This window comes from Sorangium sp. So ce887 (genome assembly GCF_051521455.1).
Lineage (GTDB): Bacteria > Myxococcota_A > Polyangia > Polyangiales > Polyangiaceae > Sorangium.
Genome location: NZ_CP150354.1, coordinates 11,277,506 through 11,293,179, shown reverse-complemented (window position 1 = coordinate 11,293,179; position 15,674 = coordinate 11,277,506). Strand labels below are relative to the sequence as shown.

General features: G+C 73.6%; 9 protein-coding genes. 6 read left to right on the top strand and 3 right to left on the bottom strand.

Translation table 11 applies throughout. The annotated features are described in order from the left end of the window. Positions 1 to 29 precede the first annotated feature (29 nt). The 3 genes from WMF36_RS42375 (at position 30) to WMF36_RS42365 (ending at position 4,484) form a co-directional block, all read left to right on the top strand. Positions 30 to 1,445 (top strand): sugar porter family MFS transporter, encoded by a 1,416-nt coding sequence (locus tag WMF36_RS42375; protein WP_437576540.1) that lies wholly within the window; start codon positions 30 to 32, stop codon positions 1,443 to 1,445. 73 nt (positions 1,446 to 1,518) lie between these two features. Next, complete coding sequence (locus WMF36_RS42370; protein ID WP_437576539.1) at positions 1,519 to 3,123, top strand: serine/threonine-protein kinase; 1,605 nt, start codon at positions 1,519 to 1,521, stop codon at positions 3,121 to 3,123. Positions 3,124 to 3,194: 71 nt separating this feature from the next. After that, a complete protein-coding gene (locus WMF36_RS42365; protein WP_437576538.1) occupies positions 3,195 to 4,484 on the top strand; it encodes an Hsp70 family protein in 1,290 nt (429 codons plus the stop codon). A gap of 1,299 nt (positions 4,485 to 5,783) precedes the next feature. Here WMF36_RS42365 and WMF36_RS42360 read toward each other — a convergent pair. Then, the gene (locus tag WMF36_RS42360; RefSeq protein WP_437576537.1) at positions 5,784 to 7,070 is read right to left on the bottom strand and encodes a metallophosphoesterase; all 1,287 of its coding nucleotides are present in this window, start codon (positions 7,068 to 7,070) and stop codon (positions 5,784 to 5,786) included. Positions 7,071 to 7,871: 801 nt separating this feature from the next. Between WMF36_RS42360 and WMF36_RS42355 the strand changes: the two genes are divergently transcribed. Both WMF36_RS42355 and WMF36_RS42350 read left to right on the top strand, forming a co-directional pair. Continuing rightward, complete coding sequence (locus tag WMF36_RS42355) at positions 7,872 to 9,299, top strand: glycoside hydrolase family 6 protein (protein ID WP_437576536.1); 1,428 nt, start codon at positions 7,872 to 7,874, stop codon at positions 9,297 to 9,299. 271 nt (positions 9,300 to 9,570) lie between these two features. Then, positions 9,571 to 10,515: a LysR family transcriptional regulator gene (locus WMF36_RS42350; protein WP_437576535.1), complete on the top strand. Its 945-nt coding sequence runs from the start codon at positions 9,571 to 9,573 to the stop codon at positions 10,513 to 10,515. 37 nt (positions 10,516 to 10,552) lie between these two features. Here WMF36_RS42350 and WMF36_RS42345 read toward each other — a convergent pair whose 3' ends face one another. Next, positions 10,553 to 11,632: a hypothetical protein gene (locus tag WMF36_RS42345; RefSeq protein WP_437576534.1), complete on the bottom strand. Its 1,080-nt coding sequence runs from the start codon at positions 11,630 to 11,632 to the stop codon at positions 10,553 to 10,555. Positions 11,633 to 11,693: 61 nt separating this feature from the next. Then, a complete protein-coding gene (locus WMF36_RS42340; RefSeq protein WP_437576533.1) occupies positions 11,694 to 12,359 on the bottom strand; it encodes a DsbA family protein in 666 nt (221 codons plus the stop codon). Positions 12,360 to 12,728: 369 nt separating this feature from the next. On the opposite strand from WMF36_RS42340, the gene WMF36_RS42335 reads away from it, so the two are divergent. Next, positions 12,729 to 15,644 carry an Eco57I restriction-modification methylase domain-containing protein gene (locus tag WMF36_RS42335; RefSeq protein ID WP_437576532.1) on the top strand — a complete coding sequence of 972 codons (2,916 nt, stop codon included), beginning with the start codon at positions 12,729 to 12,731 and terminating at the stop codon, positions 15,642 to 15,644. Positions 15,645 to 15,674: the final 30 nt, after the last annotated feature.

Here is a 15,674-nt window from a genome sequence, read left to right as displayed (position 1 = left end):
GGCGGCACGCTTCGTGGTTCACCGGGGGCATGAGAGAGCCAGCGGGGCAGCAGGGGGACGGACGCGGCGACAAGCACCCATCCACGCTACGGGTTGCCCTGATCGCGTCCGTCGCCGCGCTGGGCGGCTTCCTGTTCGGGTTCGATACCGCCGTGATCAACGGTGCCGTCGGCGCGCTGGAGAGGATGTTCAGAGCGCACACGGTCGCGGTCGGCCTGTCCGTGTCCTCGGCGCTGCTCGGCGCGGCCGTCGGCGCGGTGCTCGCGGGCAGGCTGGCCGATCGCTACGGCCGGACACGGACCATGCTGGTGAACTCGCTGGTCTTCGTCGTCAGCGCGGCGGGCTCGGGGGCGGCGCTCTCGCCCTGGGACTTCAGCGCGTGGAGGGTGCTCGGGGGCGTGGCCATCGGCGCGGCCAGCGTCGTCGCGCCGGCGTACATCGCCGAGATCGCGCCGGCTCACCTGCGCGGCCGCCTCGGATCGCTCCAGCAGCTCGCGATCGTGCTCGGCATCTTCGTCGCCCTGCTCGGCGATTACGCCATCGCGACGTCCGCGGGCTCGGCGGCGAACCCGTTCTGGCTCGGGGCCAGCGCCTGGCGATGGATGTTCTGGAGCGCCATCCCCCCGGCGCTCCTTTATGGGATCGGCGCGCTGCTGATCCCCGAGTCCCCGCGTTATCTCGTGGCGAGAGGCCGTGTGACCGAGGCGCTCGCCGTCCTGCGCGGCCTCCTCGGCGCAGCCGCCCAGGCGAAGCTCCTCGAGATCCAGAAGACGCTCTCGTCCGAGCACCGGCCCAGGCTCGCGGACCTGTGGGGGCGCTCAGGGCTGCTCCCCATCGTCTGGATCGGCATCGGCCTGTCGGCGTTCCAGCAGCTCGTGGGCATCAACGTCATCTTCTATTACTCGAGCGTCCTCTGGCAGGCGGTCGGGTTCTCCGAGCGGAGCGCCCTCGCGATCACGGTCATCACCGGCGTCACGAACATCGCGACCACCCTCCTCGCGATCGCGACCGTCGACCGCGTCGGGCGCAGGCCGCTGCTCATCGCGGGCTCCATCGGCATGGCGCTGACGCTCGGCACCCTGGCGGCCGTGTTCGCCGCCGCGGGCGAGGACGCCGCGGGCAACCCCGTGCTGACGGGCGCTGCCGGCCCCATCGCGCTCCTCGCGGCCAATCTCTATGTCTTCTGCTTCGGGGCGTCCTGGGGTCCGGTGACGTGGGTGCTGCTCGGGGAGATGTTCGAGAACCGCATCCGCGCCCTCGCCCTCTCGATCGCGGCGGCCGCGCAATGGCTGGCGAACTTCCTCGTGACCGCCACGTTCCCCGTGCTCAAGGTCGCCGGCCTGGGCATCGCCTACGGGCTCTACACCGCCGCCGCAGCGGCCTCGCTCGTGTTCGTCATCGCCTTCATCCCCGAGACGAAGGGCAAGGAGCTCGAGGAGATGTGATCGCCGGCGGCAGGGCCGGCGCGGCCGAGATCCGTCGCGCCGGGAACCCGCTTATGTTCTAGACTGCCGGTCGATGGTCGAGCTAGCCAGGCACGTCGAGCCGGACCAGGCGCGGCAGGCACCCCCGGAACGACCTACCCGACGCTGCCCCGTGTGCGCCGTCCGGTATCCGCTCGACTTCCTCGTCTGCCCCATCGACGCGACCGCCCTGGAGCTCCAGGGCGTGACCGCGACCGACCCGATGGTCGGCGAGCTGCTCGCCGGGAGCTTCTGCATCACCGGCGTGATCGGCGCGGGCGGCATGGGCCGCGTCTACGTCGCCGAGCACATCCGCCTGCCGAAGCGCTTCGCCGTCAAGGTGCCGCACGAGCACTTCGCCAGCCACCGGGAGGCGATGGCCCGCTTCGAGCGCGAAGCGCAGACGATCGCGCGCGTCGGCAACGAGCACGTGATCGACGTGGTGGACATCGTGCGCCTCAAGGACGGGCGCCCGTGCATGGTGACCGAGCTGCTCAACGGCGAGGATCTCGGCGGCCTCCTCGACCAGGTCGGCAAGCTGCCGCTCCCGACCGCCATCACCATCTCGCGCCAGGTCTGCCGGGGCCTGGCCGCGGCCCACGCGACCGGCGTCGTCCACCGCGACCTCAAGCCGTCGAACCTGTTCCTCGTCCGGCGCGAGGGGGGCAGCATCCACGTGAAGATCCTCGACTTCGGGGTCGCCAAGGTGCTCGACGGCGCCGATCTCACCCGCACGGGCTCGGTGGTCGGCACGCCGCAGTACATGGCGCCGGAGCAGGCGCGAGGCTCGGCCGAGGTCGACTCCCGCGCGGACATCTACGCGGTCGGCGCCGTGCTGTACCGCATGCTCACGGGCGAGCGCCCCTTCCCCGAGGAGGAGCCGGCCCGGACGATGATCCGCCTGCTCACCGAGGATCCGCGGCGCCCGCGCGACATCGACAAGACCATCCCGGAGGGGCTCGAGGCGCTGATCCAGCGCGCCATGGCCCGGACGCGCGAGGACCGGCCGCCGTCAGCGCAGGAGCTCGACCGCCTGCTCGCCGACTTCGACATGCAGGACCCGTTCGGGCCCGCGCGCGCGCTCGGCATGACCACGGCGATGACCGACGGCGCGCCGAACGACGAGATCGCCACGGTCGTCATCCCCAACGCCCAGGGCAGCCAGAGCGCGGACGACGTGACGCGCAGGGCGCGGCGCGCGCGGCCGGTCGCGCTGCTGCTGTCCATCGCGGTGAGCCTCGCCGCGGGCGCGGCGGTCTTCACGAGCGCCGGGATGGCCCTCCGCATGCTCTACGGCGTCACCGAGCGGCGGGCGCTCAGCGAGACGGAGATGCTCATCGCCGCGGGCGTCGCGGGGGCGCTCTCGTTCTTCGCGTTCACCGCGACGATCCGGGTCCTCATCGGGCGCTGGCGGAGCGCGCCGGCCATGGAGCGCCTCGGCAAGGGCCTCCTGGCCGCGCTCGCGTGGCTGTTCCTCTCGTGCGGCGTCCTCGCGCTCGGCGTCGCCGCCTACAACGCATTCGCGCTGCCGATCCCCGCCCTGGGGCTCGCCCCGACCGACTGGCTCGGCTGGCTCAACATCGGCGCGATCGCCCTGCCGGCCCTGATCGCGCTCGTCGCGCTCATCGTGGCGCTGCGGCGCGTGACCCGCGTGTCCTAGCGAGCTTGTCAACAGTGGTTGGATCGGCGAGATCCCCGTGCCCGCCAGGCACCCCACGAGGAGGCGAGATCATGTCCGCACGGTTCAGGCCCGAGGTGTACGCCGTCGATTTCGGTACCTCCAACTCGCTGCTCTCGGCGGCCAGCGCGGAGGCGACCTGCCCGCCCATCCCGCTCGACGGCGCGGCGGCCGACCCCACCGTCCTCCGGAGCCTGCTGTTCTTCGGGCAGCAGCACTTCTCCTGCGGAGCGGCGGCGATCGGCGACTTCGTCGCGAACGGCATGCAAGGCCGCTTCATCCGCTCGATCAAGAAATACCTCCCTGACCGGAGCTTCTCGGGCACGCAGATCGGGCACCGGCTCGTGACCATCGAGGACCTGATCGGCCGCTTCCTGCGGGAGATGCGCGAGCGGGCGAACCGCCACTTCGACGCGGACGTCGCGCGCGTCGTGCTGGGCAGGCCGGCGAAGTTCTCGACCGACCCGGCGGAGGACCGCCTCGCCGAGGAGCGGCTCGAGCGGGCGGCGCGCATCGCCGGCTTTCGCGAGGTCTTCTTCTGCCCCGAGCCGGTCGCCGCGGCGCACGACTTTCACCTGGAGCTCGACCGCGGGGCCGTCGTCCTCGTCGCCGATTTCGGCGGAGGGACGTCCGATTACACGATCGTGCGGATGCGGCCGGAGGGGTTCACGCCGTCCGACGTGCTCTCGCTCGGCGGCGTCTCCATCGCGGGGGACGCGCTCGACGGCAGCGTCATGCGCCACAAGATCGCCCGCCACTTCGGCGCGGAGGTCACCTACCGCGTCCCGCTCGGCTCGAACCAGCTGACCATGCCCCGGCCCATCGTCGAGAAGCTCTGTTCCCCGGCCGACATGACGGTGCTCCAGCACCGCGATGTCCTCGCCTTCCTCCGCGACGTGAAGGCGTGGTCCCTCGGGTCCGAGGATCGGCAGCGCATGGATAACCTGCTCTGCCTCGTGGAAGACTCGCTCGCTTTCCGGCTCTTCGAGGAGATCGAGCGCAGCAAGTGCGCGCTGTCCGGCGAGGCGGTCACGGAGTTCCGCTTCGATTATCCGTCAATGCACATCCGCGAGCGCATCGCGCGGGAGGAGTTCGACGCCGGGAGCGAGCGGCAGATCGACGCGATCCTCCGCGCGCTCGACCAGACGGTGCAGGACGCCGGCGTGTCGTTCGATGGGGTCGACGTCGTGTGCTGCACGGGCGGGACCGCCAGGGTGCCAGCCCTCCGGCGCGGCATCGAGCGGCGGTTCGGCCAGGGCAAGGTGAGGCAGCTGCGCAGCTTCCACTCGGTCGTGCAGGGGCTCGCCGAGCGCGCGCGCAGCATCGCCGCCGCGTCCGCCTGAGCGGGCGCCGGCGCGCGGCGAGGGCGCGGCCGCACCGGGCGAGGGCGCGGCCGCACCGGGCGAGGGCGCGGCCGCACCGGGCGAGGGCGCGGCCTCGCTGCGCGCCGAGGGCGCGGCGCCGCCGAGCCAGCGGGGATCGCCCTCGACGACCCACGGGTACGCCTCGTGGAGCGCGCGCTCCATCAGGCCGCCGTAGCTGTGGCCGGCGCCCTCGGCGTGCAGGACGCGCGCGGTCACGCCGCCGCGCTCGAGCATCGCCTGCGTCTTGCGCGCCTGCGCCGCGCAGTAGCCCCCCCCGCACGCGAGCAGCACCCGCGCCCCGCCGCCGCCGCGAAAGCGGCGGACGGTGCCGAGCGTCCACTCGCCGAAGCCGCCGTATCCGCCCTCGATCAGCGCCGCCCGGGCGAAGCGCGCGGGGTGCCCGGGCAAGAGCAGCGCGCCCATGATCGCGCCCTGCGAGTACCCCGCATAGACCGGGTCGCGGAGATCCACCCGATCCCCGAAGCGCGTCGACAGCGCCGAGACGGCCGCGGCGACCTCGCGGCTCAGCGCGTGGTGGTCCGGGTAGTAGAAGATCCGCCCGCCGTCCGGCGCCCGGGCGTCGATGGGCTTGCCGCGCGGGCAGAGCACGAACCCGGCCCCTTGCACCATCGGGCGCCAGAGCTCGCAGTGCCACTCGGGCCGATCGCCCGCGCCGTGCGCGACCACGAGCACGGGCCGCGGCCCCTCGCCGCGCGGCGTCACGACCACCGCAGGTCCGAAGCCGGGGACCTCGATCTCGAGGAGCGCCGGCTCCTCCGCGGGCGGCGCAGGCTCCGGCGCCGGCTCGACGCCGTCCTCCGGGCCGTCCACCGGCGGGGCGATGGGCGCATCGCTCCGGCCGACAGGGGCGGCGAGCGGCGGGCGCGCGCACCCCCCGGCGAAGGTCGCGAGCAGGAGGCCCAGCAAGAGCGGGTGGTGGCCGGATTTGAACATGAAGGCGGGAAGGCGGGGAGAAAAGATCAAGGATCTTCCTGCCTTCCCGCCTTCATGGGATTCACTCCGGGGCAAATCAGGCCACAGGTCGGCAGCGGTCGTCGGATCGTCGCGCGCGTCGCGCTCATCGCGCGTCAGAGCCTGAACACCCTCGGCACGAGAATCAAGAACCGGAGGACACGCCCTATCCCGAAAATTATCGAGGACCTTCGGGAGCTCGCGATCGCCGCCGGAGATCGCCGCCGCTCTCGAGCCTCTGCTCGCATCGGCTCGACGCGCGCCAGGCGGGCTCAGCGACGGCGGTCTCGGGCATCGCGTCAGGTGTCAGGCGGCGACGAGCACGATGCGGCTCACCTCGGGGGGCGCCCCGATGCGCGCGGGCGGCCCCGCGGTGCCGAAGCCGCGGTTGATGTAGAGGTGCGCGCTGCCGCGCTTGTAGAGCCCGGCCACGTAGCCGTGCGGGAGCACCAGGTCGGCGGGCCGGACGAGCGGGTTCACCTGGCCGCCGTGGGTATGGCCGCTGAGCTGCAAGGCCACCTCGCCGGCGGCGTCCGGGAAGAACACCGGGTTGTGGCAGAGCAGCACGCGCGGCAGGTCGCGGGGCACGTCCGCGAGCGCGCGGCGGAGGTCGGGGCCGCCGCCGGGCACGCGCCCTCGCGCCCACACGTCGTCGACGCCGAGCAGCGCGAAGGCGCCGCCGGCCCCTCCCACGACGCTCCCCCGGTTGCTCAGCACGCGGGCGCCGCCGCGCTCCAGCGCGTCGAGCGCCGCGTCGATGCCGGCGAAATGGTCATGGTTGCCCGGGATCGCCGCGACCCCCTCCCGGGCGAGCGGGCCCAGTCTCCGGGTGAGCCGCCCGAGGTGCTCGGCATACATCGGATTGAAATCGATGAGATCGCCCGTCATCACGACGAGATCGCCGCGCGCCTTGCGCACGAGATCCTCGGCGGCGCGCATCTGCGGCTCACCCACGAACAGCCCGAGATGGATGTCGGACAGCTGCACGATCGTGAAGCCGTCCAGGCTGCGCGGCAGGCCCGGTATCGGGATGGCGACCTCTTCAATGACGTAGTCGTGTCGCCCGACAAGGGCGCCATACACCGCGCTGCCGCCGCCGATGAGGAAGGCGGAGCCGACGGCCCCGTTCGCGAGAAATGCGCGGCGGGGGAGCGCCGGCGGCGCGAGCTGCGGCGCGAGCTGCGGCGAGAGAAGCTCGCCCGCGTCGCCGCCGTCCTCGCGCGCCCCTTGCTCGCCAGGGCGGCTCGCCACGTCCGCGGGGCGCGCGGCGGCTCGGGCGCGTCCGAGCGCGGCGCGCCCGAGCCGCGCGATCAGGTGCCCGAGGTCCACGATGGCGAGCAGGACCGCGGAGAGCAGGACGCCGAGCGAGAGGATGCTGCTCACGAGCACCACCCCGCGGAGCACGCCCTCGGGCAGCACGCCCCGCCAGAGCCGCGCGGAGATCATCGCGAGCATGCCGGTGGCGAGCAGGCAGGCCAGCGCGCGCCGGCCGCGCAGGCTCAGATCGAGCAGGCCGGAGGCGCGCCGGTGCACGTACAGGCCAAGGGCCCCGAGAACGACGAGGAGGATCAACGAGACGACGACGAAGCGCATGGCGGGCTCTGCGGGGCAGGGGGGACCGAAGCCTAACCGATCGGCGGCGACCGGCCAGAAGCCGCTCGGTGACGGCCCGGCGACGGGCGCGCCTGCGGACGGCGTCCCTCGACACGCGCTCCGCTCGACGCGGCCGGCCGGCGAGCCCACTCGCCGTCACGTCATGAGCGCCAGCCGCATCAAGGTCCACGCGCGGGCCGCGGACGGGCGCCGCACTCCCCACGATCACGGCACGACGCGCCCCCGGCGCGGTGCGTCTCAAAGTGCCACCCTGCGTCACTGCACGTCCGACTCGCCGCGCAACCCGGGCCCGCTGCCGTTCAGAGAGGGTGAGCTCACCGTGACTCGCCGCGCAACCCGAGCCCGCTGCCGTTCAGAGAGGGTGAGCTCACCGTCGGTGACGTACTTGGAAATCAACCCGAAACAGTTCTCGTTGTCTGCCGTGTCACTTCGACGGCCAGGCCGCGCCGACCCGTCGAGTGGATTACGCGATGCGTTGGGCCCGGAGGCCCTCCTCTCCCAGCGTGGTTTCCCCGTGCGAAACAGCCTCACGGGCCGCTGTCGGACGCACCATGTGACGCGCTCGCGACGCGCGTCGGAACGTCGCAAGTCGAGAGGCGGCGGACATTTCTATTCGCCGTGAAAAAATAACCGCACGGCAGATTACGATGGAGCCACGCTGGCATGGCATAGCCACCGTTTGTCCTTGCCCCTGCGAAACCCTTGGTCTAGTCTCGGCACGCTATTTTTGATACGTTGGATTTGCCTGGTTTCTTCAGTGACGTAGGTGAAAGGCTTAATATGCTGAGAAGGAATTCGCATCAGCTCGGGTTGGCAAAGTGGGTTGCGGTCCTCCTCACGACCGCCTCTTTTGCGGCGTGCTCGGGCGACGGGGGCGGCGGGAGCGGCAGCGGAGAGGGCGGCGCGGGCAGCGGCGCGGGCACCCCGACGGGCAGCGGCGCGGGCGCGGGCACCCCGACGGGCAGCGGCGCGGGCACCCCGACGGGCAGCGGCGCGGGCGCGGGCACCCCGACGGGCAGCGGCGCGGGCACCCCGACGGGCAGCGGCGCGGGCGCGGGCACCCCGACGAGCTCGACGGCGGCGGGCGGCAACTGCCCCGGACCGGTCGACATCTCGACGGCGGACGGCAACCCGTTCGTGGGCGGGACGCTGTTCGTCGACCCGGAGTATATCGCGAAGGTCCAGTCGTCGATCGACAAGACGACGGACGCGGCCCTCGTCGAGAAGATGAAGAAGGTCCAGGAGATCCCGACCGCGTTCTGGCTCGACCGGATCGCGGCGGTCGACCGCCTCGAGGGGCACCTCGACGCCGCGCTCGCGCTCCAGAACCAGATCTGCGAGCCGGTCATTCCGGTCATCGTCGTGTACGACCTGCCGAACCGCGATTGCTTCGCCGAGGCCTCGAACGGCGAGCTCCGGGTCGAGAACGGCGGCGTCAAGCGGTACAGGGAAGAGTTCATCGATCGGATCTCCGCGATCTTCGCCGCCCGTCCGAACCAGCGCATCGTCGCGATCATCGAGCCCGACTCGCTCCCCAACCTCGCGACGAACCTGGGCAAGAAGGACTGCACCCCGGAGACGGACACCGCCTACCGCGAGAACGTCGCGTACGCGCTCCAGAAGCTCGACATGCCGCATGTGCACCAGTACATCGACGCGGCGCACTCGGGCTGGCTCGGCTGGGCGGACAACCAGAAGAAGGGCGCCGAGATCTTCGCCAGCGTCATCGAGGCCGCCGGCAATCCGAAGGGCGTCCGCGGCTTCGCGACCAACGTCGCGAACTACACGCAGCTCAGCTATAGCTCGGAGAGCTACGATCAGCAGGACAATCCCTGCTTCGGCGAGTACGACTATGTCGATGCCATGGCCTCGGCGCTGGCGGCTGAAGGCCTCGGGGACAAGCACTTCATCATCGACACGAGCCGCAACGGCCGCGGCAACATCCGGTCGGACTGGGGCTTCTGGTGCAACAACGAGGGCGCCGGCATGGGCGAGCGGCCCCGGGCGAACCCGGGCGGCGCGACGCGCCTCGACGCCTTCTACTGGGTCAAGCCGCCGGGTGACTCCGACGGCACCGCGGACACGAACGCGGAGCGCTACGACCTGTTCTGCGGCTACGAGAACGCAGATCAGCGCGCGCCGGAAGCGGGGGTCTGGTTCCACGAGTACTTCGTGGAGTGCGTGAAGAACGCCAACCCGCCGCTCTGATCGGCGTCGTCGGCTGCTCCAGGCCGTGACGAGCGCGCTCGATCGAGCGCGCGCCGGCGGCCGGGGCAGGCGAGGAGCGTAAAGGAAGGGGTCTACCCGCCCGCGGGCCGCGCGGCCGGCTGGAGGGTAGACCCCTTGGGAAAACGCTCCTCGCCTGTCCCGGCCGCCGCGCTGTTTTTGTCGAGCTCACAAGCGCAGGAGGCCCGCCGCCGCCGGGCTGACGGACGACCGCCGCGCCGGGGCGCGGCGAGCCGTGGCATGGTGACGCGCGGTGCACGACTCCATCACGCTCGACCAGCTGCGCACGTTCATCGCGGTCGCCGACGAGGGCAGCTTCTCGGCCGCGGCCAGGAAGCTCCACCGCGTCCAGTCGGCCGTGAGCCACGCGATGGCCAACCTGGAGGGCCAGCTCGGGGTCGTCCTCTGGGACCGATCGACGAGGATCCCGGCGCTCACGGAGCAGGGCCGCGTCCTGCTCGGCGCCGCCCGGCGGGTGTGCGCCGACGCGGACGCGCTCAGCAGCGCCGCGCAGCGGCTCGCCGGCGGCCTCGACCCGCTCGTCTCGCTGTGCGTCGACGCTGTCTTTCCGCTCTCCGCGCTCGTCGATCTCTGCGTCGAGTTCGCGCGCGTCTACCCCACCGTGGAGCTCGTCGTGCACACCGAGACCATGGCCGCCGTCGCCGATCGGGTGCTCGACGGGACATGCCAGCTCGGGGTCGTGGGGCCGGCGGCGGCGGCCCAGGGGCTCGAGCGCCGTCACCTCACGTCCGTGCGCATGGTGCCAGTCGCCGGCAAGACGCACCCGCTCGCCGCCGCGCAGCAGCACGCCGGGCGCGTCGCGACCGAGCAGCTGCGCGAGCACGTGCAGATCGTGCTGAGCGAGCGCGGCGGGGCGCGCTCACCGGAGCAGGCCGTGCTGTCCCCCCGCACCTGGCGTGTCGTCGATCTGCAGACCAAGCGAGAGCTCCTGTGCGCAGGGCTCGGCTGGGGAAACCTGCCAGAGCACATGATCCGCGACGATCTCAGGGCCGGACGTCTGGTCCGCGTCCGGCCGGAGGCGTGGGGGGAGGACGAGCACCTCCTGTCGCTCGCCGTGGTCCACCGGCCGGGGCTCGTGCTGGGCCCCGCGGGGCAGTGGGTGCTGAAGCGCCTCGTCGAGCTCTGCTGCGAGCACGTGGGGGGCCCGGACGTGGGGGGCCCCGAAGAGCCGCGTTGACCGCGGCCGCGGCGGCCGTCCGCGGGGAGCGCGGGCGTCAGAGCGACAGCCGCGAGAGCAGCTCGTTCACGCGGATCGCGGCCGCGACGCTCCCTGTGTCATGGGCGTAGTCCATGGCCGCGAACAGGTGGGTCTGCTCGAGGTCGAGCCGCTCCGGGGAGCGCTCGAGGAGCGCCACGTAGTGCTCGAAGAAGCGGCCCTGATCGAAGCGCGTGCGCTTCATGAGGGCGTGGCGCACGGTCGCGTGCAGCGCGAAGCGGCCCGCGAGCGGCTCCTGCACCAGCCGGAAGCGGCGGAGCGACGCGAGGGCGTCGCCGGCGCTCCGCCCCGCCCGCGCGAGCTGCGCGAGGGAGCCCTCGTCGATGTGGTCGCCGTTCGAGTGCGCCAGCACCGCGAGCATCCGCCGCGCCGGCGGCGAGAGCCCGCGGAAGACCCAGGCGACGAGCAGGCCGACCTCGGGGAGGTCGTCCTCGTGATCGATGACCTGCACGCGGTCGACGCCGCCCGACACGAGCCAGCGATGGAGCTCGGCGACGTCGGCCGCGCCGCCCTCGACGATGGCGTCGGCGAGCTCCAGGGAGACCGGGTTCCAGCGGAGCAGGCGGGTCAGCGAGGCGACCGCGGGGAAGGGGCTCTGCCCCGAGGTTACGAGGGGCGCGATGACCGGGAAGATGGAGACGCCGGCCACGAGGCAGCGCCGCGCCGTGATGACCCACGTCACCGCCTCGTCGCGGAGGCCGTCGAGCAGCTCGGCGACGGCGCGGTCGTGCTCGTGGTTGTCGAGCACGATGAGCATCTCGCCGAGCGCCCGCAGGCGGCGCCGCAGCGCCGGCAGCGAGGGCGACGGCCCGGCCCCGAAGCGGAGCGACAGCATCCCGAGCAGGGTGCGCGCGTCCCAGGCGCCGACCCGGAACCAGTGGATCCCGCCGGGGAGCTCGGCCGCGAGCTTGTGCCCGAGCGCGCACGCGAGCGTCGACTTGCCGCTGCCGCCCGTGCCGACGAGCGCGATGCGCGTCGGGCGCGATGCGCGGAGGGTCGCCGTGAGCGTCGCGAGCTCGCGGCGCCGGCCGTGCAGCGAGGGGGGGCGGGGAGGGAACACGAGCGGCGAGGCGGTCATCCCCGCGCGAGCGTACCAAAAACCGCGCGGGGAGCCGGCCCCTGTTGCGGCCGCCGCGCGCTCACCCGCGCGGGCGCGCCGCGCGCAGGAGCTGCTCGATCGCGCGGGAGATCGGCTCCGGCGACATCGAGGAGAGGCGGAGGCGGCGGAGCCCCTCTCCCTCGCGGCTCAGGAACAGCGCCGGCACGCCGTGGACCTGGAGGTGTGCGGCCTCGGCCCGCGCGGCTTCCAGCTGCTGCACGACCTCCCCGCTGTCGCGCTGCGCCATCGCCCGCGCGGCGTCCACGCCCGGCAGCTCGGAGGCGATGCGCAGCAGGAGCTCGTCCGTGACCGGCGGGCGCTCGCGCGCCTGGATCCGGAAGAAGTGGTCGACGAACTCCCAGAGCCGGCCCTGCATGCCGACCGCCGCGGCCATGCGCGCGGCCTGCACGGAGCCCGGCCCGAGGAACGTGAGGTTCCGGAACACGAGCTTCACCTGCCTCGTGCGCACGTGGCGGTCGAGGATCACGGGCAGGACCTCGAGCGCGTAATCCCGGCAATGCGAGCAGCGGAGATCCGAGAACTCGACAAGCGTGATCGGCGCGCCCGGATCCCCGAGGACGACGCCGTCCTGGGGAATGCCGGAATAGAGGTCGAGGCCCGCGCTGACGGCGCCGGTGGCCTCTTGTTCCGGCTCTTCTCCGGCGCCCTGGCAGGCCGAGATCCCGAGCAGGATCGCGGCGATCAAGGCGCCGCGCCGCGCCGCGGAGCCAGGGCGTGAGTTGCGTGAATGAGCGAGTGCGTGCCGTTCGAACGTCTGGGCCTTCATTCGAGGACACGCGGCACGAACCGTACCTCCGCGCGGCGCTGCGCCGGGAATCCTTTCACGCGCATCCCGGTAAAGCGTGCTGGGGGAGGACCTTCGGGCGAGGAAGGACTCCGCTCCAGCGCGCCGCGCGTCAGGACCTCCGGGCGAGGAAGGACTCCGCTCCAGCGCGCCGCGCGTCGCCCGCCGGGGCGGCGCTCCACCCGGGCCGCCGCCGCGGCCCTCGCGCGCCTCGGCGTCGGGGCTCTTGCCTGCACCCCGTCCTATCCGCAATGCTCGTGCGGATCCCGCGTGTCCTCGGAATGCCCTCAGCTCGGCGCCCCCCTGCGCTGCGACCGTGAACGGGTCGACTCCTGCTCCCCGCGCGACGGCGCGAGGGAGGAGGGCGCGCTCGGCGAGCTCCGCCGCCAGCCCGCGCCGCCTGGCCACGGCGTGGCCAGGCAGCTCCGCGAGCAGGCGCAGGGCGCGCTCGGCGAGCTCCTCCGCGGCTTTCAGTCGGCCGATCCGCAGGGCGGCGACGCGGCCTCGGGCGGCTCCGCCGCGGGCCGGCGGCACCTCCGCGCCGGCCTCGTGACCGCGTTGATGCGGCTCATCCTTCTCCTCTACGCCGAGGCGCGCGGCCTGCTCACCGGCGCGGAAGGCGGCGGCGCCCCGCTCGCGCGGCTCTTCGAGGAGCTCCAGGAGGAGCGGCGGCGGGGCGGCGACCTCGGGCATCGCCACGGCGCGTGGGCGCGCGTCGCGGCGCTCTTCCGTGCGCTCCTCGGGCGCGGTCCCGGGGGCGCGCGCGGCGGCCTCTGCGGCCCGGACGCGCACCCTTTCCTGGACGGTCGACCCTCGCTCAGCGACGGCGTGCTCCACCGCGTGCTCGCGGCGCTCCTCGCGCATGACGGCGCGCCGGTGCGCTACGGCGAGCTCGAGGTCGAGCACATCGGCACGCTCTACGAGGGCCTGATCGGCTTCGATCTCGAGATCGCCGAGGGCGAGTCGATGGCGCTCCTGCCGTCCCACGCGGTCGTCGACCTGGAGGCGCTCCTCGCCCTCCCGGGTGGCGAGCGCCTCGCGCGGCTCGAGGAGGTGGCGGACCTCCGGCTCGGCGCGCGCCTCGCCGCCAGCGTGGCCGCGGCGGGCAGCGTGGCCGAGCTGTCGCAGGCGCTCGCGCGCCGCGCTTCCCCGCGGCACCCGGGCCGGATCGCGCGGGGCACGCTCTATCTCCAGCCGGGGCAGCTCCGGCGGCGCGCGGGCTCGTACTACACGCCGCGGGACATCACGCGCCACGTCGTCGAGCGCACGCTGTCGCCGCTGCTCGCGCGGGCCGGCGGGCCGCCGGCGCCGGACGACATCCTCTCGCTCGCGGTGTGCGATCCCGCGATGGGTTCCGGCGCGTTCCTCGTGGAGGCGTGCCGCCAGCTCGCCGCGCACCTCGCCGCCGCCTGGCAGCGCGCTGGCGCGACGCCGGGCCTCGCCCCCGGGGAGCCGCCGCTCCGCCGCGCGATGGCGCTCGTGGCCGAGCGCTGTCTGTACGGGGTCGACCTCGACCCGCTCGCGGTCGACCTCGCCAGGCTCTCGCTCTGGCTCGTCGTGCAGGACGCGGACCTTCCGCCGAGCCTCCTCGATGGGAAGCTCCGCTGCGGCGACAGCCTCATCGGCGCCGAGCGCGCGGAGATCGGCGCGTTCCCGGCCGCGGCGTGGACGCGCGGCGGGCCCGCGGACGCCGCCGGGGAGCGCCGGGTGCGGCGGTCCCTGTCGCGGCGAGCTCCTGCGCGCCGGTCGCCGGCGAGCGCCGAGGGGGCGCCCTGCGACGGCGTCGAGCGCGCCGAGGGGGCGGCCTGCGATGGCGACGAGCGCGCCGAGGGGGCGGCCTGCGATGGCGTCGAGCGCGCCGGGTGCGCGGATCAGGCGGCGCTCGACGCCTGGATGGCCCTGTGGTTCTGGCCGTCCGAAGGCGAGCTCGCGGCCCTGGCGCCCGGGCCGGCCACGTTCGCGCGCTACATGGCCGCGGCGGGCGACCCGGCCGAGCCGCGGGCGGCGGTGTCGCGCCGCATCGCCGAGGGGCGCCGGTTCCTGCACTGGGAGCTCGCGTTCCCCGGCGCCTTCGATCGCGCGGAGCCCGGCTTCGACGCCGTGATCGGCAACCCGCCCTGGGTCGCGTACGTCGGCCGCGCGGCGCAGCCGATCGCGCCCGAGGTCTTCAACCTCTATCTCCGGAGGAACCCGGCCTTCCATGGCTACCGCTCGCTGCACGGCCTGTTCGTGCACCGGGCTGCGTCGCTGCTCCGGCCGGGCGGGCGGCTCGGCCTCGTCATCCCCACGTCGGTGTCGGACCTCGATGGATACCGCCCCACGCGGCGCGCGCACGACGCGCTCTGCGCCGTCGACCCCGACCTCCCGAGCTTCGGCAGCGACGCGTTCGAGGGCGTCTTCCAGCCGTGCATGGGCCTCCTCTCGACCCGCCTCGCGCCCCCGTCCCCCCGGGCGGCGGCGAGCGCCTCCTGCTGGCCGCTCGCGCGCACGGATCTCGACGGCGTGTCCCGGCGGCTCCTCGATCGGCTCGGCGCGCTCAGCCCGCTGCCGGCCGCGCTGTTCGGGGAGCGCGGCTTCCAGACGTCGGCCGAGGACGCCGAGCGCATCCGGCGCGCGGACGTCCCGGTGCCGCCGTACACCTGCCCCATCCGCGAGGGCACCGACGTGGGCGAGCTCATCGCGCGCGCGCCGCGCCACCACGTCGATCGCGCGGGCGTGAAGGGCCGCTTCCGGAAGGACGAGGACTGGAAGGCGGTGCGGCTGCTCATCCGCCAGACCGCCCGCTACCCGATCGCCGCGCTGAGCGACGGCCTCCCGTTTCGCAACTCGATCCTGGCCGGCTTCTGCGACGCCACCTGGAGCGAGTTCGCGCTGCTCTGCTACCTCAACTCCTCTCCTGTGCGCTGGTGGCATTACACCCGACACCGGGATGCGCGCGAGGGCATGCCGCAGGTGAAGATCGCGCACCTGCGGGCGATCCCGGCGCCCCCGCCGGCGCGGGCCGACCTGATCGGCGCGCTCGACGCGCTCGGGCGGGAGCTTGGCCCGGCGAACGCAGGCCTGCCGGCCGAGGCGCGGCGCCACCTGGACGGCGTGGTGGCGAGCATGCTGGAGATGACCGAGGAGGAGCGGAGCTGCGTCGCGCGCTGGGCGGCGGCGACGCCCCTGCCGCGGCCGGACGGCTGAGCGCGGCGTCCGGCGGCCCAGCGGGGGTAC

Coding starts and splice junctions, on each gene's coding strand:
- WMF36_RS42375 (WP_437576540.1), top strand. CDS start 30: ATGAGAGAGCCAGCGGGGCAGCAGGGGGACGGACGCGGCGACAAGCAC.
- WMF36_RS42370 (WP_437576539.1), top strand. CDS start 1,519: ATGGTCGAGCTAGCCAGGCACGTCGAGCCGGACCAGGCGCGGCAGGCA.
- WMF36_RS42365 (WP_437576538.1), top strand. CDS start 3,195: ATGTCCGCACGGTTCAGGCCCGAGGTGTACGCCGTCGATTTCGGTACC.
- WMF36_RS42360 (WP_437576537.1), bottom strand. CDS start 7,070: ATGCGCTTCGTCGTCGTCTCGTTGATCCTCCTCGTCGTTCTCGGGGCC.
- WMF36_RS42355 (WP_437576536.1), top strand. CDS start 7,872: ATGCTGAGAAGGAATTCGCATCAGCTCGGGTTGGCAAAGTGGGTTGCG.
- WMF36_RS42345 (WP_437576534.1), bottom strand. CDS start 11,632: ATGACCGCCTCGCCGCTCGTGTTCCCTCCCCGCCCCCCCTCGCTGCAC.